The following is a 19862-nucleotide window of genomic DNA, read 5'->3' as shown; positions in this document are numbered from 1 at the left end:
CCGTGCTGTCAGGATCGGTGCGAGAGCCAGAGCACGCCGAGCGGCGGCAGGACCATCGTCGCGATGCGATTGCCGTCGGTGTGCACCGATCCCAGGTTCCCGACGCCGGAGCCTCCGAACGCGGTCGCGTCCGAGTTGAGCACCTCGGTCCACTCGCCGCTCTCGGGAAGCTCCAGGGGATAGTCGTACACGGGCGCTCCGGAGAAGTTGCTCACCGCCGCCACGGTGTTGCCGTGGTGGTCACGCCGTGCGAACGCGATGACATTGGGGTTCCATGACGGCGCGCCGAGTCGTGCGAATGCGGCCCCGTCGGAGTCTCGAGCCCACAAGGGCGACAGAGCCGCGTACTGGCGGTTGATCACCCCGACGAAGTCCCGCAGCTGCTGGTGGGCGGGCTGGTCCAGCATCCACCAATCGAGCGAGCGCGCCTCCGACCACTCGGACATCTGCCCGAACTCCTGGCCCATGAACAGCAGTTGCTTACCCGGGTGGGCCCACATGTACGCCAGATACGCCCGCAGGTTGGCGAGTTTCTGCCAGTGGTCTCCCGGCATCCGGGTGAAGAGTGTGCCCTTGCCGTGAACGACTTCGTCGTGACTGATCGGAAGCACGAAGTTCTCACTGAATGCATACACGAACGAGAACGACATCTCTCCCTCGTGGTGCGAGCGGTACATCGGGTCGCGCTTGATGTACTCCAGCGAGTCGTTCATCCACCCCATGTTCCACTTGAAGCCGAAACCGAGGCCGCCCTGATCGGTGGGGGCGGTGACTCCCGGGAAGCTCGTCGACTCTTCGGCGATCATCGCGATGCCCGGGTACCGCTTGTACGCCGTCGCGTTGACCTCCTGGAGGAAGTGGATGGCTTCGAGGTTCTCGCGTCCGCCATGGACGTTGGGCTCCCACTCGCCGGCCTCGCGCGAGTAGTCGAGGTAGAGCATGGATGCCACGGCATCCACGCGCAGGCCATCCACGTGGAACTCCTCGAACCAGAACAAGGCATTGGCGACGAGGAAGTTCCGTACCTCGTTGCGCCCGTAGTCGAAGATGAGCGTGCCCCAGTCCTTGTGCTCGCCGCGGCGAGGATCGGGATGCTCGTACAGCGGGCGCCCGTCGAATCGCGCGAGCGCGAACTCGTCTTTCGGGAAGTGCCCGGGGACCCAGTCCATGATCACACCGATGCCGGCTTGATGCAGGCGATCGATCAGGTACCGCAGGTCGTCGGGAGCGCCGAACCGGCTCGTCGCGGCGTAGTAGCCGCTGACCTGGTAGCCCCAGGATCCCCCGAACGGATGCTCCGCGAGCGGCAGGAACTCGACGTGGGTGAAGCCGAGAGCGGTCACGTGCTCGATCAGCGGCTCCGCGGCGTCGCGATAGGAGAGTCCGGGGCGCCACGAACCGAGGTGAAGCTCGTACGTCGACATGGGCTGATCGAGCGGCGACCGCGACGCCCGGCGGGCGAGCCACTCGTCGTCGCCCCACGTGTACGAGCTCTCGGTGACCACAGATGCCGTCGCCGGCGGAACCTCCGCCTGCTGGGCCATGGGGTCGGCCTTCAGGATCCACTGTCCGTCGGGGGTGAGGATCTCGTACTTGTAGGCCGTACCGGTGCCGAGCCCGGGCACGAACAGCTCCCAGACGCCGCTCGAACCGAGCGTGCGCATGGCGTGCCCCTGCCCATCCCAGTCGTTGAAACCGCCGACGACGCGCACGGCTCGAGCATCGGGCGCCCAGACGGCGAAGGAGACTCCCTCGACGCCGGTGAAGTGGCGCACGTGGGCGCCGAGAACCCGCCAGAGCTCCTCGTGACGCCCTTCTCGGATGAGGTGGATGTCGACGTCGCCCAGCGTCGGCAGGTGCCGGTAGGGGTCGTCCACGCGGTGGTCCGGCCCGCCGTCGTATGTGGCGAGCAGCTCGTAGGCGCCGGGCTCTGCGTCGGCCGTGCCCGCCCACACGCCGTGGCGGACGTGGCTGAGCGCAACGACGGCACCGGAGGAGGTGACGGCCGACACGGCGGATGCCATGGGACGCCGCGCGCGGATCACCCAATGGTCGCCTTCACGGTGCGCGCCGAGCACGTCGTGGGGAGCGTGATACGACCCCGTGGCGACGGCATCGAGGACGGAATCGGATGGCGTGGTCATCGCGTGCCCTTCACGTGCAGGATATGGACCGGCTCGGCGAACGCGTCGAGTCGAACGAAGTTGTCCTGGTTCCAGGTCCAGTGCGCTCCCGTGAGGAGGTCCTCGACCTCGAAGTCATGTCCGCGGGGGATGCCGAAGACGCTGCTGTCGATGTGGACCATTGTCTGGCGCATCGAATGCGGGTCGACGTTGGCGACGACGATGATGGTGTCTGCGACCCCGTCCGGAGAGACTCCGGCGGGAAGGTGCTTGGAGAAGACGAGCACGGCCTCGTCGTCGCTCCAGTGGATCGACAACCCGCGCAGCTGCCGCAACGCCGGGTGGGCGCGGCGGATGGAGTTGAGCGTGGTCAGGAAGGGAGCGAGCGAATCGCCCGCGGCCTCGGCTGCCGCCCACTCCCGGATCTTGTACTCGTACTTCTCGTTGTCGATGTTCTCCTCGGAACCCGGGCGTGCCACGTTCTCGTAGAGCTCGTAGCCCGCGTAGACGCCGTAGCTGGCGCCCCCGGTCGCCGCCAGCGCCGCGCGGATGCGGTAGGCGGGGCGTCCGCCGTACTGCAGGTACTCCGTGAGGATGTCGGGAGTGTTGACGAAGAGGTTCGGACGCATGAAGTCGGCGGTCTCGTCGGAGATCCAGGTCAAGAACTCTTCGAGCTCTGCCTTCGTGTTCCGCCAGGTGAAGTACGAGTAGCTCTGCTGGAAGCCGCTGTAGGCAAGGGCCTTCAAGGGGGCCGGGCGTGTGAACGCCTCGGCGAGGAAGACGACGTCGGGGTGATCTGCGTTGACGGTCGCGATCAGCCACTCCCAGAACTGGAGCGGCTTCGTGTGGGGATTGTCGACACGGAAGATCTTGACGCCCTGCGCGATCCAGTGCCGCACGATCCGGAGCATCTCTGCGCGGATGCCGACAGGGTCGTTGTCGAAGTTCAGGGGGTAGATGTCCTGGTACTTCTTCGGTGGATTCTCCGCGTATGCGATGGTGCCGTCGGGCAGCGTGGTGAACCACTCCGGGTGCTCTGTCACCCATGGGTGGTCGGGGGCGGCCTGCAGGGCGAGGTCGATGGCCACTTCGAGACCTTCGGTTGCGGCAGCTCGGACGAACGCACGGAAGTCGGCGAGGGTGCCGAGATCGGGATGGACCGCATCGTGGCCGCCGGCGGCGGAACCGATGGCCCACGGCGAACCCGGGTCGGCCGGACCGGCCGTGAGGGTGTTGTTGGGTCCCTTGCGGTTGAGAGTGCCGATCGGATGGATCGGTGGCAGGTAGAGCACGTCGAAGCCCATCGCGGCGACGGCCGGAAGCCGGTTCTTCGCCGTGCGGAACGTACCGCTCTTGATGGTGCCGTCCTTCAGCCGGCGCGCGCCCTCGGACCGCGGAAAGAACTCGTACCATGCACCCACCCCGGCTCGCTCACGCTCGACACGCAGGTCGAGCCACTCTCCGATCGTCAGGAGCGATTGCAGCGGACGCGCGGCGAAGACCTGAGCCAAGAACGGATCCCGCACGATCGCGAGGGCGGCCTCGTCCTCCGCGGCGGCTCGGAGGGCGACTGCGGCGTCGATGAGGGCGCGGCGCTCCGCCGCGGGGCGCGTCTTTTCTGCTGCGGCACGCTCGAACAGCAGCGCGCCGGATTCGCGCATGAGCGGACCGTCCACGCCCGCCGCGATCTTGACGTCCGCCGCGTGCTCCCACGTGGCGAAGTCGTCGCCGAACGCCTCGAAGCGGAACCGCCACATCCCCTGCTCGCGGGGTGCGAGCAGCACTCGCCAACGATCGAACCCGTCACCGAGCGGGCTGAGGCGATGCAGAGACTCGATGCCCGACGGTGAGACGAGCCGGAGATGGACGCCGATGCTGTCATGCCCCTCGCGGAATGCGGTGACCTGGAACGGCACTGCCTCGCCCTCGAACGCGGACGCGGCGAACTGGCCTCCGGGGACGGTCGGCCGGGGGAGCCCGAGGGGAATCCTCCCGTTGCGGGTCTCCGACGCGAAACCGTCGGCCGCCGCCGTCGGCTCCACGGCCGGTCGCAAGGGGATCTGTGCGGTGCTGCGCAGGGCGCCGGTCGTGTTCGTCGTCGTGGCCACGTCTCGAACCTACCGCCGTTGTCGGCGGCGGTACACCGTGCGCAGCGGCCGGTTGCGCTATTTGGCGCGGAAGAGCCGCATGCCGGTGTCGGCGAACGTGATGACGTCTCCGGGCAGGTGCACCACCTGGTCGTCCGACGGCCTCTCATCGAGACTCGACCACAGAGAGACATAGCGCTCAACACCGTCGATGCGGGGGAGCGTGACGGCGATGGGCCGCTCCGCGCCGTGTACGACGAGGAGCGTGCGATTGGGAGCTTCGTGCTCGGGGGTGGACTGGGCGACGTATTGGAGCGTGCGGTGCGCGGGATCCGTCCACCGGTCGCCGGACATCGTCTCGCCGCGCTCGTCATACCAGTCGATCACCGAGGCGCTGGGAACTTCCCGCTCTTCGTGGGCGAAGCGAGCCGGGCGCAGCGCCGGGTTGTCTCGGCGCAACTGCAGGAGTCGCCCGACGTGTGCGGCGAGGTCCTGCTGCCAGGGAGCGTGCTCCCAGGACACCCACGTGAGCGGCGAATCGTGGCAGTAGGCGTTGTTGTTGCCGCGCTGTGTGCGGCCGAACTCGTCACCCGCTGTGATCATCGGGACTCCGGCGGACAGCAGGAGCGTGCCGAGAAGGTTGCGCATCGCCTTGCGACGGCGCGCGAGGATGCCGTCGTCTTCGGTCGCGCCTTCCGCACCGTGGTTGAACGAGCGGTTCATGTCGGCGCCGTCGCGCCCCTGCTCGCCGTTGCCCAGGTTGTGCTTGACGTCGTAGGAGACGAGGTCGCGCAGCGTGAAACCGTCGTGCGCCGTGACGAAATTGATCCCCGCGAGCGGTCCGCGCGCGTGGGAGAACGTGTTGGACGAGCCCGCCAATCGTGTCGCGAACCCTCCGATGCCGACCGGAGCGGTCCCCGCGCGTCGGGCGTAGTCGATGTCGCTCAGCCAGAAGTTGCGGACGCGGTCGCGGTATCGATCGTTCCACTCCGCCCATCCCGGCGCGAAGTTGCCCGTCTGCCAGCCGCCCATGCCCACATCCCACGGCTCCGCGATCATCTTCACGCCGGCAAGCGCAGGGTCGTCGATGATGGCGCGCAGCAGGGGATGGTCAGGGTCGTACGCATGGTCGGCACCGCGCCCGAGCGTGGCGGCCAGGTCGAATCGGAAGCCGTCGACCTGCATCTCGCCGGCCCAATAGCGCAGCGAATCGAGCACGAGACGGGCCGCGGCATCCGTCGAGGTGTTCAAGGAGTTTCCGCATCCGGTCACGTCGATGTACGCGCCGTCGTCGTGCTGGCGGTAGTAGGAACGCCCGTCGATGCCGCGCAGGCTGGAGCGCGGCCCACCGATCTCGCCCTCCGACGTGTGGTTGTAGACGACGTCCAGAATGACCTCGATGCCCGACGCGTGGAGGCTGCGGACCATCTCCTTGAACTCGCGTACGACGGCGTCGGGTCCCGCAGAACGGCTTTCGGCGGTGGCGTAGTCGGCGTGGGGCGTGAAGAAGTTGAGTGTGTTGTAACCCCAGTAGTTCGTGAGGCCGTGCTGGAGGAGGCGGGGTTCGCTCTCGAAGGCGTGGATCGGGAGAAGCTCGATCGACGTGACGCCCAGCGCCCGCAGGTGGGCGATCATCGCGGGATGTCCCAACCCTGCGTAGGTGCCGTGGAGAGCAGGCGGTACCGCGGGGTGACGCTTGGTCAGCCCCTTGAGATGGGCTTCGTAGATGACGGTGCGATCCCACGGCACGGCGGGCTTCGCTACGCCCTCCCAGTCGAAGGAGGAGTCGACGACGACCGACCGCCAGTCGCCGAGCCCGCCCGACACCAGGCCCCGGGTATAGGGCTCGACGAGGAGGCTCTCCGGATTGAAGGTGTCACCGTGTCCGTGGGGACCGTCGACGCGCAGCGCGTATCGCGCTCCCGGTGCAAGGGCCGGCGTGGTGACATGCCAGACATCGCCGCGGCCCCGCTCGAGAGGGATGGTGTCGATGATCCAGTCCAGGTCGGTCGCATCGAAGAGCACGACCTCCATCGACGTCGCCTGCGCCGACCAGACGCGAAGTGTGCCGCCGTCCGGACCGAAGGTGACGCCGAGCCCGTCGAGGTCGGATGACAGGAAGGAGGCGTCGAGGACGGCCGGCTCGGGAAGCATGCGATCTACAGTAGTAAGGCTGACGCGGAATCCTTTGCTGCAAAGGGCCGCACGGGAAGGACACACGGTGACGTCGTACTTCGATCACGCGGCGACGACCCCGCTGCGGCCCGAGTCGCGGGACGCGTGGCTCGCCGCCGCCGAGGTGGTCGGCAACGCGTCGTCGGTGCACGGTGCCGGACAGGAGGCGCGACGCATCCTCGAGGAGGCTCGGGAGCGCGTCGCGCTCGTCCTGTGCTGCGACCCCATCGAGGTGGTCTTCACGTCCGGCGGGACGGAATCGATCAATCTCGCCATCAAAGGCGGATGGTGGTCGCGACGGGCGGGCGCGGTCGACATCGTGCTTCCCGAGGGCGAGCATCACGCCACGATGGATGCCGTCGAGTGGCTCCAGACGGCGCAGGGCGCTGGCGTCCGCACGGTGCCGCTGTCGGTCAACGGCGAGATCCCCGTGGATGCGTTCACACAAGCGCTTCCGGGCGCGGCGCTCGCGACCGCGCTCCTCGCCAACAACGAGGTCGGCACCGTATCGGACGGGCCCGCCCTCGCCACGGCCGCGACGGCTGCGGGCGTCCCCCTCCATCTCGATGCGGTCGGTGCGGCGGAGTCGGTGGACATCCGCTTCGCCGAATGGCGTGGCGACGCCCGTGGAGCCGACGGGCTCGCGACCCTCAGCATCTCCGGCCATAAGGTCGGCGCCCCGGTGGGCACGGGCGCGCTCGTGGTGTCTCGCTACGCGCGTCTCTCGCCGCTCGTTCACGGGGGAGGACAGCAGCGCGGCCTTCGATCGGGCACCCAGGATGTCGCGGGCGCCGCGGCGCTCGCGGCTGCATTGACGGCCACCGCAGCGGCGCGCGAGGTCGAGACGGCGCGGCTGACCGCGCTGCGACGTACCCTCGTCGACGGTATCCTCACGGCGGTGCCGGCCGCAGAACTGCTGGGCGACCCGGAAAGCAGGCTTCCGGGCAACGCGCACCTGCTGTTCCCCGGCGCGCGCGGTGAAACGCTGCTGTTCCTCCTCGACCAACAGGGCCTTTTCGTCTCCACCGGGTCGGCGTGTCAGGCGGGAGTGGCGGAGCCTTCGCACGTCGTGCGGGCCCTCGGCCGCGACGAGGACGCCGCCCGCTCTGTGCTCCGATTCACGCTCGGGCGTACGTCGACGGAGGCGGATGTCGCCGCCCTCGTCGAGGCGATGCCCGACGCGTATCGTCGTGCGTCGGCAGCCGCCTCCCGTTGAGCTGCCCATCACACTTCTCGGGCCGGTCCCGGCTGTCGTTTCGTAGACTGGTGCGATGAGGATCTTGGCGGCCATGAGCGGCGGCGTCGATTCGGCCGTCGCCGCGGCGCGTGCCGTCGATGCCGGCCACGACGTCGTCGGCGTGCACCTGGCGCTCTCTCGCGCCGGCGGCACGTTGCGCACGGGAAGCCGGGGATGCTGCACCATCGAGGATGCTATGGACGCCCGCCGTGCCGCGGATCGTCTCGGCATCCCCTTCTACGTGTGGGACTTCTCCGAACGCTTTCGCGACGACGTCATCGAGGACTTCGTATCGGAGTATCGCGCGGGACGCACGCCGAACCCGTGCATGCGCTGCAACGAGAAGATCAAGTTCGCCGCCCTTCTCGAGCGCGCTGTCGAGCTCGGATTCGATGCGGTCTGCACGGGACACTATGCGCTCCTGGTGGACGGTCCGGAGGGACGCGAACTGCATCGCGCATCGGATGCCGCGAAAGACCAGTCGTACGTCCTGGGCGTCTTGACGGCAGAACAGCTCGCTCACACCTACTTCCCCCTCGGCGAGACGCCGACGAAGGCGCTCGTGCGCGCCGAAGCCGCCGAACGCGGCCTCACCGTGGCCCAGAAGCCCGACAGCCACGACATCTGCTTCATTCCCGACGGCGACACCCGCGGCTGGCTCGCCGAGAGGGTGGGCACGGCCAGCGGAGAGGTGGTCGATCGGTCGGGCGCTGTGGTGGGCACTCACGAGGGTGCGCACGCATTCACCATCGGGCAGCGTCGAGGCCTCTCGCTCGGGGTCCCCGCTTCCGATGGCAAGCCGCGCTTCGTGCTGGAAGTGCGTCCCGTCTCCAACACGGTCGTCGTCGGCCCGAAGGAGGCGCTCGCGACGGCGGAGATCGCGGGCGCCCGGTACAGCTGGGCGGGAAACCCCCCGGCGTCGGACTCATTCGCGTGCGACGTCCAGATCCGCGCCCACGCCGACCCGGTCCCGGCGCAGGCGGTCATCGAGCACGGCGACGTGACGGTTCGGCCCGATGTCCCGTTCGAGGGCGTCGCGCCCGGCCAGACGGCCGTCCTGTACGCGGGAACGCGCGTCATCGGGCAGTTCACGATCGATCGGACCGTCTCAGCGGTGCCGGTCGACGCGTGACATCCGGCGCGCACAGCCCCGAGGCGCGTGTCGGTGGTCGCTCCTAGACTGACGGAGTGACGGACGCCCGAGACCTCTCCGACCTCAGCCTCGATGACGCGCGTGCGGAAGCAGCGCGTCTGACTGACCTCATCGTCGATGCTCGCGAGGCCTATTACGGTCGGGATGCCGAACTGGTCGACGACGCGACCTACGACGGGTGGATGCGTGCCCTGGAGGCGATCGAGCGCGTGCATCCGGAGCTGCAGGGTCAGGACTCGCCCACGTTGAGCGTGGGTGCCGCAGAGAACTCGCTCTTCGCACCGGTCGAGCACGCCGAACGTATGCTCAGCCTCGACAACGTCTTCAGCGAGGCGGAGTTGCAGGAGTGGTGCGTGAAGACGGAAGCCGCCGCCGGGCGATCTGTCCGGTGGCTGGTCGAGTTGAAGATCGACGGTCTGGCGATCAATCTCCGCTACGAGAACGGCGTGCTCGTCTCCGCCGCGACGCGCGGTGACGGGCGTGTCGGTGAAGACGTCACCGCCAATGCCATCAAGGTCGCCGGGATCCCGCAGCGCCTGTCGGGGGTGGATCACCCTCCGTTGGTCGAGGTGCGTGGAGAGGTCTACATCCCCGTGGCGGCGTTCGAGCGACTCAATGGCCTGCAGGCGGAGATGCGCGAACGCGTCGTGGGTGAGACCCTCGCCAAGGGCGGCGACCTGGAGAAGGCCGAGCGCAGTGCCGCCCGTCGCTTCCCGGCGTTCGCCAACCCGCGCAACGCCGCCAGTGGGGGCCTTCGTCAGCAACTCGAGAAGAAGTCGGGTCTCGAGCGTGAAGCGGGCCAAGCGCGCGTCGACTCGCTCCGCCTGTTCGTCCACGGCATCGGCGCGTGGGAGCGGCCTCCCGTGGGGTCACAGAGCGAGGTCTACGCACTGCTTGCCGAGTGGGGTCTACCGACGAGTCCCTACTTCCGCACCGCGGAAACCGTCGAGGGGGTGCAGGAGTTCGTCGCCTACTACGGACAGCACCGGCACGATGTGGAGCACGAGATCGACGGGGTCGTCGTGAAGATCGACGAACTGGCTCTGCACGACGAGCTCGGCGCGACCAGTCGGGCGCCGCGCTGGGCAATCGCGTACAAGTACCCGCCCGAGCAGGTCAACACGAAGCTGCTCGACATCGTCGTCTCCGTCGGGCGCACCGGTCGGGCCACCCCTTTTGCCGTCATGGCCCCGGCGCGCGTGGCAGGCAGCGTCGTCCGTCAGGCCACCCTCCACAACCAAGACGTCGTCAAGGTCAAGGGCGTGCTCATCGGCGACACGGTCGTGCTCCGCAAGGCGGGAGACGTGATCCCGGAAGTGCTCGGTCCCGTGGCTGAACTCCGGGACGGTACCGAACGAGCCTTCGTCATGCCCACGCACTGCCCCGAGTGCGGCGCCGAGCTCGCGCCCGCCAAAGAAGGTGACATCGACCTGCGCTGTCCGAACACGCGGACGTGTCCGGCGCAGGTGCGCGGGCGCGTCGAGCACATCGGCTCGCGCGGCGCCCTCGACATCGAGGTCCTCGGAGAGGTGACGGCCGCGGCCCTCACCCAGCCGCAGGTGCCCGAGACCCCGCCGCTGGTCACCGAGGCCGGGCTGTTCGAACTCACCCTCGACCAGTTGGTGCCGATCGAAGTGATCGTGCGCGACGCCGAGACAGGGTTACCCAAGGAGGATGCCGACGGCACCGTCAAGACCAGAAGGCCCTTCCAGCGCAACGCCACGGCGGCGGAGCGGAAGGAGGGCATGGAAGGCCCTCAACCGTCCTCGGCGGCCCGCAAGCTCCTCGAGGAACTCGAGAAGGCCAAGGCGAAGGACCTGTGGCGGTTCCTCGTCGCGCTCAGCATCCGCCACGTCGGACCGGTGGCGGCGCGCGCGCTGGCCCAGTGGTTCGGATCGCTCGATGCGATCCGGGAGGCGAGCCGCGACGAGCTCGCCGCCGTCGACGGCGTGGGCGCGATCATCGCCGACTCCCTGATCGAGTGGTTCGACGTCGACTGGCACCGGGAGATCGTCGAGCGCTGGGCGGCTGCGGGCGCGCAGCTCGCGATTCCGGGCCACCCGGGTCCCGGAGCCGCCGCCACCGCGGGCGGAGTGCTCGACGGCGTCACGGTCGTCGCCACCGGCTCCCTCGATGGCTATACGCGGGAGGGTGCGCTCGAAGCCATCATGGCGGCGGGCGGTAAGGCTGCGTCGAGCGTCTCGAAGAAGACCGACTTCGTCGCGGCCGGCCCCGGCGCCGGTTCCAAGCTCGCGAAGGCCGAAGCGCTCGGGCTCCGGATCATCGACGCTGCACAGTTCAAAGTTCTTGTCGAGCAGGGACCGGCAGCGCTCGACTCCGCCGCCTCGGTGGCCGTCGGCGACGATCTGGCGGCGTCGGAGGGCGAATGACCTCGATCAGTGTCCGTCCGGCTGCGACAGCCGGAGCAGCGACTCTTTGACCTGGCGTCGCAGCACCTTTCCGATGAGCGACTTCGGAAGCTCATCCACGACGAACACCCGCCGGGGGACCTTGTACGGCGTGAGTACGCTCCGGACGAACTCGCGGATGCCGTCGATGTCCGGCGAGGAGACGCCGGGCACCAGAACGACGGCCGCGACGACTTCCTCGCCCGAATGCTCGCTGGGGAGGCCGACCACAGCGGCATCCTCCACCTGCGGATGCTGGCGCAGCGCATTCTCGACCTCGGTCGGAGCCACGTTGAAGCCGCCCGTGATGATGAGCTCCTTGATGCGGTCGACGATGCGGACGAAGCCTGCCTCATCGATCGTCACGATGTCGCCCGTGCGGAACCAGTCATCGACGAACACGGCGTCGGTCTCCTCGGGCTTGCCGTAGTAGCCGGAGAACACTTGGGGCCCGCGGACGAGCAGCTCGCCGCGATCGCCGGCGGGCACATCGCGGGTGGGATCGTCCGGATCGACGACTCGGCATTCCGTTCCCGGCAGCGGAAGACCGACGGTCCCGGGAACGCGATGATCGGCAACGGGATTCGCGATGAGCACGGGGGAGCACTCGGACAGTCCGTAGCCCTCGACGAGATAGCCTCCGGTCTCCTTCTCGAAGGGCACGACCACCTCGTGCGGCAGCGCCATCGCTCCGGAGATGGCCACCTCGGTGCCCTGCAGTGAGACGCCGGCTTCCTTGGCCGCCGCGAGCAGCCTCGACGCGATCGGTGGCACGAGCGGGAGGAAAGTCGCCGGGTGCTTTCGAGTGACGGCCAGCACCATGTCCGGATCGAAGCGGGGGAACAGCACGAGTCGTGCACCCATCGACATCGCGAAGGCGACGCACAGCGTGAGCCCGTACGCGTGGAACATGGGCAGAACCGCGTACACCACGCAGCCCGGCCCGCGTCGGATCGACGGCACCCATGCGCGGGCCTGAGCTGCGTTCGAGAGCAGGTTGCGATGGGTGAGCATCGCCCCCTTCGGCGTGCCGGTGGTGCCGCTCGTGTACTGGATGATCGCAAGATCGTCGGTCTGCGGCGAGGGATGGCCCGCGGGGAGGGGCGATGTGCGGACGAGCCGGTCCCACGGCACCGCGCCCTTCACGCGAGAGGTCAGCGCCGCGCGCGACTCACGCGCCTTGGAGACGGGCAGACGAAGCGCCAACCGCAGGGAGAGCGGCATCGCCTCCGTGATGTCGACGCTCACCAGGTTTCGCACGGCGATGTCAGCGGGGAACTGCTGGACCGTTTCGACCGCCTTGCTCCATACGATCGCCGTCTTCGCACCGTGGTCCTCGAACTGCTTGCGCATCTCACGGGGGGTGTAGAGGGGATTGTGCTCCACGGCGACGGCGCCCAGACGCAGGATCGCGTAGAAGGCGATGATGTGTTGGGGACAGTTGGGGAGCACGATCGCGACGGGGTCGCCGGCACCCACCCCCAGGGCTTTGAGCCCCGCGGCGGCCCGGTCGATCGCGTGCTGCAGTTCCCGGTACGTGGTGTCGCGACCGAAGAACTGGAGCGCAGTGGCATCCGGGTAGTCGCGTGCAGACGCCGCGACGATGTCGACCAGCGACCCCGAGACGGGTGCGAGATCTTCTGGCACGCCCGGTGCGTAGCTGGCGATCCATGGTCGGGCAGGCTCATAAGCGGTCGTCACGCGCTCAGCCTACGGCTGCGCCCGGGTGGACACACCCCGCCTGGGCCGGAGGTGGCGCAGACCGGTCGGCACGGGTGCGCTGCGAGCCACAACTAGACTGTCGGGGTGTCGGAAATCAGCCCAGATCTCGTGCGCCATCTCGGCGTACTCGCCCGCATCCAGCTGAGCGACGAGGAGGTGGACCGCCTTACCGGGCAGCTCACCGTGATCGTCGACAACATCGCGAAGGTGTCGGAAGTCGCGACGGCGGACGTCCCCGCGACGAGCCACCCGATCCCGCTCGAGAACGTGTACCGCGCCGATACGGAGGGCGACATGCTCACCGTCGATCAGGTGCTGCAGAACGCGCCGGACTCCGCCGATGGACGCTTCCGCGTCACCGCGATCCTGGGGGAAGAGCAGTGAGCGACGACCTGACTCGACTGACCGCCGCCGACCTGTCGGCCCGACTTACGGCGGGCGAAGTCTCGAGTGTCGAGGCGACACGCGCCCACCTGGAGAGGATCGCCGCCGTCGACGGCGACGTGCACGCCTTCCTTCACGTCAACGCCCACGCGCTCGACGCGGCCGCCGACGTCGATCGCCGCCGTGCGGCGGGGGAGCATCTCGGCGAGCTCGCCGGCATACCGCTCGCCGTGAAGGATGTCCTCGTGACGACCGACATGCCGTCCACGAGTGGCTCCCGCATTCTCGAGGGGTACATGTCGCCGTACGACGCCACCGTGGTCGCGCGCTCGCGCGCCGCAGGGCTCGTACCCCTCGGCAAGACCAACATGGACGAGTTCGCCATGGGCTCTTCCACGGAGCACTCGGCATACGGCCCGACGCGGAACCCGTGGGACCTGGACCGCATCCCGGGAGGCTCGGGCGGCGGGTCCGCTGCCGCCGTTGCCGCTTTCGAGGCCCCGCTCGCACTGGGATCGGACACGGGCGGCTCGATCCGCCAACCGGCTCACGTCACCGGAACCGTCGGGCTCAAGCCCACCTACGGCGGTGTGAGCCGCTTCGGGGCGATCGCCCTGGCATCCAGCCTCGACCAGGTCGGTCCGGTCTCTCGCACCGTCTTGGACTCCGCTCTCTTGCACGATGTGATCGGCGGCCACGACCCCCACGATTCGACGTCGCTCGCGCAGCGCTGGCCGTCGTTTGCCGCCGCTGCTCGTGAGGGCGCATCGGGTGAGGTTCTGCGGGGCCTGCGCGTCGGCGTCATCACCGAGCTCCCCGACTCCGGCTTCCAGTCGGGTGTGTCCGCGTCGTTCCGCGCCGCGCTCGCCCTGCTGGAGGCTCACGGTGCCGAGATCGTCGAGATCAGCGCGCCGCACTTCGAGTACGGCGTGGCCGCCTACTACCTCATCCTCCCGGCCGAGGCCTCGAGCAACCTCGCGAAGTTCGACTCCGTGCGTTTCGGGATGCGCGTCGATGTTCCGGGCGGCACGGTCGAAGACGTCATGGCCGTCACGCGCGACGCGGGGTTCGGCGACGAGGTGAAGCGCAGGATCATTCTGGGCACCTACGCCCTGTCGGCGGGCTACTACGACGCGTACTACGGCAGCGCCCAGAAGGTGCGCACCCTCATCCAGCGCGACTTCGACGCGGCGTTCGGGAAGGTCGATGTCATCGCGACGCCCTCTGCACCCACGACGGCGTTCCGCCTCGGGGAGAAGATCGACGACCCGCTGCAGATGTACCTCAACGACGTGACGACCATCCCCGCCAACCTGGCAGGGGTCCCCGGGATCTCCCTCCCGTCGGGCCTGTCGGAAGAGGACGGACTGCCGGTCGGCATCCAGTTCCTCGCCCCCGCGCGCGAAGACGCACGTCTGTATCGCGTCGGGGCGGCCCTCGAGGCGTTGCTGGTCGATCAGTGGGGCGGCCCGCTCCTGGACAGGGCTCCCGCCCTCGGCACGGAAGGAGGGGCGCGCTGATGGCGAAGGCTGCCCTGATGGACTTCGAAGAGGCGCTGGAGCGCTACGAGCCCGTGCTCGGTTTCGAAGTGCACGTCGAGCTCAACACCGCGACGAAGATGTTCTCGTCCGCTGGCAACCCGGCGCATCCCGCGCATCACGACGCGGCGCCCAACACGCTCGTGGCGCCGGTCGACATGGGACTGCCCGGGTCGCTGCCGGTGGTGAACGAGACGGCCGTGCGCTACTCCATCAGCCTGGGTCTGGCCCTGGGCTGCTCGATCGCACCGTCGAGTCGTTTCGCGCGCAAGAACTACTTCTACCCGGATCTCGGGAAGAACTATCAGATCTCGCAGTATGACGAGCCGATCGCGTTCGAAGGGTCCGTCGAGATCGAGCTGTCCGACGGGACGCTGGTGGAGGTTCCCATCGAGCGCGCCCATATGGAGGAGGATGCCGGCAAGCTCACCCACGTCGGTGGTGCCACCGGCCGTATCCAGGGCGCCGAGTACTCGCTCGTCGACTACAACCGCGCGGGTGTGCCGCTCGTCGAGATCGTCACCAAGCCCATCTTCGGCACGGACCGCCGGGCGCCGGAAGTGGCGAAGGCCTACGTGGCGGCGATCCGCGACATCGTGCTGTCGCTCGGGATCTCCGAAGCGCGCATGGAACGCGGCAACCTCCGTTGCGATGCGAACGTGTCGCTGCGGCCGCGCGTGGCCGAGGGGGAGGAGCTTCCTCCGCTGGGCACCCGCACGGAAACCAAGAACGTCAACTCCATGCGCTCCGTCGAACGGGCGGTGCGCTACGAGATCCAGCGTCAGGCGGCCATCCTCGCGACCGGTGGGTCGATCGTGCAGGAGACCCGGCACTGGCACGAGGACACCGGCACCACGTCGCCGGGACGACCCAAGTCGGATGCCGACGACTACCGCTACTTCCCGGAGCCGGATCTTCTCCCCGTGGCGCCTTCGGATGAGCTGATCGCCGAGTTGCGCGCGGCGCTCCCGGAGGCTCCGGCCGCCCGTCGGCGTCGATTGAAGTCCGAGTGGGGCTTCACCGACCTCGAGTTCCAGGACGTCGCCAACGGTGGCCTCCTGGCGGAGGTCGCCGCGACCGTGGCGGCGGGCGCCAGCCCGGCTGCGGCCCGCAAGTGGTGGACCGGCGAGGTCTCCCGCATCGCGAACAGCCGCGGCGTCGAGGCCACCTCGCTGATCGCGCCGTCCGACGTCGCCGCTCTTCAGCACCTCGTCGACGAGGGCACCCTGACGGACAAGCTCGCGCGTCAGGTCCTCGAAGGCGTCATCGACGGCGAGGGATCGCCCCAGGCGGTGGTCGACGCGCGGGGCCTGGCGGTCGTGTCCGACGACGGAGCACTCATCGCCGCGATCGATGAGGCCCTCGCCGCGCAGCCGGACGTCCTTGCGAAGATTCGTGACGGCAAGGTCCAGGCAGCCGGCGCGGTCATCGGTGCGGTCATGAAGGCCATGCGGGGTCAGGCGGATGCCGCTCGCGTGCGCGAACTGGTGCTCGAGCGCGCGGCACAGTGAGTTGTTGCGCGGGCCGGGGGCGATGTCCCCGGTCTGCGCGAGAATGAGCACATGGGACGCGGCGACGGATCAGGGCGCATCGTCTCCGCACCAGGCGCGGACGACTCCGGCACCCGGATACTGCACGTCGACATGGATGCGTTCTATGCGTCCGTCGAGGTACTCGACGATCCCACCCTGAGGGGGAAGCCGATCATCGTCGGCGGTGTCGAAGGTCGCGGTGTGGTCGCGAGCGCGTCGTATGAGGCGAGGCGTTTCGGCGTGCGCGCGGCGATGTCCGTGGCTCAGGCGCTCCGGCTCTGCCCGACCGCGACCGTGGTCGTTCCGCACTTCGAGCGGTACTCCGCTCTGTCGCGCGAGATCATGGGGATCTTCCACGAGATCACCCCTCTCGTCGAGCCGCTGTCCATCGACGAGGCCTTCTTGGACGTCGGGGGTGCGAGACGCCTGTGGGGCAGCCCGGGGCACATCGCGGTGATGCTGCGCGAACGCGTCCGAGCAAAGACCGGTCTCACCTGCAGTGTCGGCGTCGCGTCTACCAAGCACGTCGCGAAGATCGCCTCCACGCTCAGCAAACCCGATGGACTTCTCATCGTGCCGCACGACGACACGCAGCGCTTCCTCGCCGCTCGTCCTGTTCGCGCTCTCTGGGGCGTGGGGCCGAAGGCTGCCGAAGCGCTGGAGAGCCGCGGCATCCGTTGGGTGGCCGACGTCATCGCGACCCCGCGTCCGGTGCTGGACCGCGCCCTGGGACAGGCGATGGGAGAGCGGGTCTGGCAGCTGGCGCACGGTATCGACCCTCGCGAGGTGGAGACCGTACACGTCGAGAAGAGCGTCGGGCATGAGGAGACGTTTCTCGAGGACGTCATTGACCCCGCGGTACTGAGGACGGAGCTTCGCCGACTGTCCGACCGCGTCGCAGTACGGCTCCGCACCGGCGGGTGGGAGGCCCGCACGATCGCAGTGAAGGTGCGGTACGCGGACTTCACGACGGTTTCCCGCTCGGTGACCCCGTCGGAGGCGACCAACGTCGGACAGCGCATCGGGGAGATCGCGATCGGGCTGCTGGACGAGTTGTCCGTCGATCAGCCGGTGCGCCTCATCGGCGTGCGTGGCGAGAAGCTGCGATCGAGCGGCGACGGCGGGCTCGCGCTGTGGGACGACGACGCGGATTGGCGTGCTGTCGATGAGGCCCTCGATGGCGCGCGCGCCCGGTTCGGTCGCGCTGTGGTGACGCGCGCGAGCGTCCTCGGTCCTCGGCGCGATGTCAACGCGCTTCCCACGAACCCACGCCTGCCCGCGAACGCCGACGACGACGTCGACGGCTGAGCAGTCGGGCGCCGGAGCGCAACCCCCTGCGCGCTCGACGCCCGCGGGGGCTACGGTGGACGCATGCCCAACCTCGCACTGGAACTCGGCAAGCAGGCCGCTACACTCGGCGTCACGAGCGTGTACGGCGAACAACAAGACGTCGACGGCATCCGTCTGATTCCCGTCGCATTGTCCTGGTCTGGCTTCGGTGCCGGCGAGGACACCCAGGGCAACGGGGGAGGCGGCGGCGGTGGCGTCGCGGTACCCCTCGGCGCGTACGTGCGGAAGGGCGACGACCTGCGGTTCGAGCCCAATCTGGTGTCACTCGCCGCGATTGGCATTCCGCTGCTGTGGGTCGCCGGGCGAGCCCTGAGCCGCGTCCTCCGTGCGCTCAAGCGCTGACAGCGATCCCGGCGAAGCGCTGAGCACCGCGACGGACACGATCGTTCACGCGGCACGGCAGTACGCGCGACCGGTGGTGCTCATCGATGGACGATCAGGGGCGGGCAAGACCACCCTGGCGCAGCTCGTCGGCAGGCGCCTCGATGCGAACATCGTTGCCCTGGATGCCATCTACCCGGGGTGGGATGGGCTCGCCGAGGGCGTCGATCGGGCGCGTCGCGGCCTGCTCGAGCCGCTCTCGCGCGGTGAGTCCGGGACGTGGCAGCGCTGGGATTGGCAGCGTAGCGCCGACGCAGGGTGTGAGCACGTTGCAGCTGATCGCGCTTTGGTGCTGGAGGGGGCCGGCATCCTCACCCCCGCGACCGCTCAGCTGAGTGACGTCCGCGTCTGGGTGGAAGCCCCTGCGGAGCTGAGGAAGCAGCGGGCGCTGCGGCGCGACGGCGACAGCTACCGACCCCACTGGGATCGATGGGCGCGTCAGGAAGACCAGCATGTCGGCGAGCACGATCCTGTGTCGCTCGCGACGATCGTCGTCACCGTGGACGGGCCCGCCGGAGGCCGGTAGGCACTCGCGGTAGCCGCGCGTCAGTCATCGAGTGCGCGTACGAGCCCATCGAGGCGGTAACCCAGCCAGTCGTAGATTCCGAAGCGCGGGTCGTCGTCGGCGTGGTCGTCCTCATCGCGGATGCCGAGCCGCGCTGCCATGACGAGTCGAAGGGATGCCAGCGTCCGCAGCCAGGCGGCTGACTGCGTCTCGTCCATCGCGACAGTGTGCGTCTGCTCGATCTCGGCTCGGTCGAGGTCGGACACGACGAGCCGGCGGCCGTCGATCTCGAGTGTGCTGGCAACGATGCGGCAGTCCTCGCGGCGACGCGCGAGCAGGTCTCCCTCGGTGAGGGAACGGAACTCGTCAGCAGCCTCGGGATCGTCGCGATACGCGTCCGGTACGAGGCGCGCGATGGCGGGATCGTCGGTCGAACCCGCCGCGAGCAGGTGGTCGAACTGGTCGAGGAGCTCCGACAGGTGTGCCGCCTCGAGGGCGGTGATCTCCCAGACGACGATGCGCTCGCTCATCGCTCTCCCTTCCTGACTGTGGCCCACAAGCCATAGTCGTGCATCGCCTGGACGTGCAATTCCATCTGCTCGCGCGCCCCCTCCGCAACGACGGCGTGGCCGCGATGGTGGACGGCGAGCATCAACTGCTCAGCACGATCCGCCGAGTATCCGAAGTACTCGCGGAAGACACGCGCCACGTAGGACATCAGGTTGACCGGGTCGTTCCAGACGACCGTCTGCCACGGACGTGTCCGGCTCGTATCCTCGAGTTCTTCCACGACCTCGAGGGGGAGCGTCATGCCCACCCCAGTTCGTGCAGCCGCTCATCGTCGATTCCGTAGAAGTGCGCGATCTCGTGCACCAAGGTCGTGTGGACCTCGTCGCGTAGCTCCCCGACATCACTGCAGGCATCGAGGTGCGCGAGCCGATACAGGATGATGCGATCGGGGAGTTCCCCCATCCCGTATCGGTCGCGGTCGGTGAGGGCGAGGCCGTCGTACAGTCCGAACAGATCGAGTGACCCGTCCTCGGGGAGGTCTTCGACGACGAACACGACGTTGTCGAGCCCGCTCAGCATCTCGCCGGGAAGGTGGCCCAACTCGTCGGAAACGAGAGCCTCGAAAGCTTCGGCATCCATCTCGATCATCGCCACGCCTCACGGGAGATGTACATGGGGTGAGTAACGGGACTTGAACCCGCGACCCCCTGGACCACAACCAGGTGCTCTACCAACTGAGCTATACCCACCATGCGCC

General features: G+C 68.5%; 16 protein-coding genes and 1 tRNA gene. 9 read left to right on the top strand and 8 right to left on the bottom strand.

Features of this window, described 5'->3' with window-relative positions; all coding sequences use genetic code 11:
• Positions 1–8 precede the first annotated feature (8 nt).
• The 3 genes from glgB to glgX form a co-directional block, all read right to left on the bottom strand.
• Positions 9–2144, bottom strand: coding sequence for a 1,4-alpha-glucan branching protein GlgB (glgB, locus tag P0Y48_04755; GenBank protein WEK14516.1), 2136 nt, complete (start codon positions 2142–2144; stop codon positions 9–11).
• Positions 2141–4165 (bottom strand): DUF3416 domain-containing protein, encoded by a 2025-nt coding sequence (locus tag P0Y48_04750; protein WEK15008.1) that lies wholly within the window; start codon positions 4163–4165, stop codon positions 2141–2143. Before P0Y48_04750 ends, glgB begins: the two co-directional genes overlap by 4 nt.
• 123 nt (positions 4166–4288) lie before the next feature.
• Positions 4289–6364: a glycogen debranching protein GlgX gene (gene glgX / locus P0Y48_04745; protein ID WEK14515.1), complete on the bottom strand. Its 2076-nt coding sequence runs from the start codon at positions 6362–6364 to the stop codon at positions 4289–4291.
• Between the two features lie 67 nt (positions 6365–6431).
• Between glgX and P0Y48_04740 the strand changes: the two genes are divergently transcribed.
• Genes P0Y48_04740 through ligA form a run of 3 tightly spaced genes read left to right on the top strand, consistent with a single transcriptional unit; the run spans position 6432 to position 11165 of the window.
• Positions 6432–7601 carry a cysteine desulfurase family protein gene (locus P0Y48_04740; protein ID WEK14514.1) on the top strand — a complete coding sequence of 390 codons (1170 nt, stop codon included), beginning with the start codon at positions 6432–6434 and terminating at the stop codon, positions 7599–7601.
• A gap of 55 nt (positions 7602–7656) precedes the next feature.
• Positions 7657–8754 carry a tRNA 2-thiouridine(34) synthase MnmA gene (mnmA, locus tag P0Y48_04735; protein ID WEK14513.1) on the top strand — a complete coding sequence of 366 codons (1098 nt, stop codon included), beginning with the start codon at positions 7657–7659 and terminating at the stop codon, positions 8752–8754.
• 56 nt (positions 8755–8810) lie between these two features.
• Positions 8811–11165: an NAD-dependent DNA ligase LigA gene (gene ligA / locus P0Y48_04730; protein ID WEK14512.1), complete on the top strand. Its 2355-nt coding sequence runs from the start codon at positions 8811–8813 to the stop codon at positions 11163–11165.
• Positions 11166–11171: 6 nt separating this feature from the next.
• Here ligA and P0Y48_04725 read toward each other — a convergent pair whose 3' ends face one another.
• Entirely contained in the window at positions 11172–12884 is a 1713-nt protein-coding gene (locus tag P0Y48_04725) for a long-chain-fatty-acid--CoA ligase (protein ID WEK14511.1), read from the bottom strand.
• Between the two features lie 105 nt (positions 12885–12989).
• Here P0Y48_04725 and gatC point away from each other — a divergent pair, with 105 nt between their 5' ends.
• From gatC to P0Y48_04695, 6 genes are all read left to right on the top strand, one after another.
• Positions 12990–13289 (top strand): Asp-tRNA(Asn)/Glu-tRNA(Gln) amidotransferase subunit GatC, encoded by a 300-nt coding sequence (gene gatC / locus P0Y48_04720; GenBank protein ID WEK14510.1) that lies wholly within the window; start codon positions 12990–12992, stop codon positions 13287–13289.
• A complete protein-coding gene (gene gatA, locus P0Y48_04715) occupies positions 13286–14809 on the top strand; it encodes an Asp-tRNA(Asn)/Glu-tRNA(Gln) amidotransferase subunit GatA (protein WEK14509.1) in 1524 nt (507 codons plus the stop codon). The genes gatC and gatA overlap by 4 nt, the downstream gene beginning before the upstream one ends.
• Positions 14809–16338, top strand: coding sequence for an Asp-tRNA(Asn)/Glu-tRNA(Gln) amidotransferase subunit GatB (gene gatB, locus P0Y48_04710; protein WEK14508.1), 1530 nt, complete (start codon positions 14809–14811; stop codon positions 16336–16338). The genes gatA and gatB overlap by 1 nt, the downstream gene beginning before the upstream one ends.
• 51 nt (positions 16339–16389) lie before the next feature.
• A complete protein-coding gene (dinB, locus tag P0Y48_04705) occupies positions 16390–17667 on the top strand; it encodes a DNA polymerase IV (GenBank protein WEK14507.1) in 1278 nt (425 codons plus the stop codon).
• Positions 17668–17730: 63 nt separating this feature from the next.
• Entirely contained in the window at positions 17731–18051 is a 321-nt protein-coding gene (locus P0Y48_04700; GenBank protein WEK14506.1) for a hypothetical protein, read from the top strand.
• Entirely contained in the window at positions 18035–18616 is a 582-nt protein-coding gene (locus P0Y48_04695; GenBank protein ID WEK14505.1) for a hypothetical protein, read from the top strand. The genes P0Y48_04700 and P0Y48_04695 overlap by 17 nt, the downstream gene beginning before the upstream one ends.
• A 20-nt stretch (positions 18617–18636) precedes the next feature.
• Here the strand turns inward: P0Y48_04695 and P0Y48_04690 are convergent, their stop codons facing one another.
• The 4 genes from P0Y48_04690 to P0Y48_04675 all read right to left on the bottom strand — a co-directional run bounded on the left by P0Y48_04690 (position 18637) and on the right by P0Y48_04675 (position 19854).
• On the bottom strand, positions 18637–19125 hold the full coding sequence (locus P0Y48_04690) for a DUF2017 family protein (GenBank protein WEK14504.1): 489 nt from the start codon (positions 19123–19125) through the stop codon (positions 18637–18639).
• Positions 19122–19406, bottom strand: a complete 285-nt coding sequence (gene clpS / locus P0Y48_04685) for an ATP-dependent Clp protease adapter ClpS (GenBank protein ID WEK14503.1) — start codon at positions 19404–19406, stop codon at positions 19122–19124. The genes P0Y48_04690 and clpS overlap by 4 nt, the downstream gene beginning before the upstream one ends.
• Complete coding sequence (locus tag P0Y48_04680) at positions 19403–19753, bottom strand: metallopeptidase family protein (GenBank protein ID WEK14502.1); 351 nt, start codon at positions 19751–19753, stop codon at positions 19403–19405. The genes clpS and P0Y48_04680 overlap by 4 nt, the downstream gene beginning before the upstream one ends.
• 25 nt (positions 19754–19778) lie before the next feature.
• Positions 19779–19854 (bottom strand) — tRNA-His (locus P0Y48_04675).
• Between the last annotated feature and the right edge of the window lie 8 nt (positions 19855–19862).

It is taken from the genome of Candidatus Microbacterium phytovorans (assembly GCA_029202445.1).
GTDB classification, from domain to species: domain Bacteria; phylum Actinomycetota; class Actinomycetes; order Actinomycetales; family Microbacteriaceae; genus Microbacterium; species Microbacterium phytovorans.
Note: the sequence above shows the minus strand (reverse complement) of the source record. Positions and strands in the feature narration are given on the sequence as shown.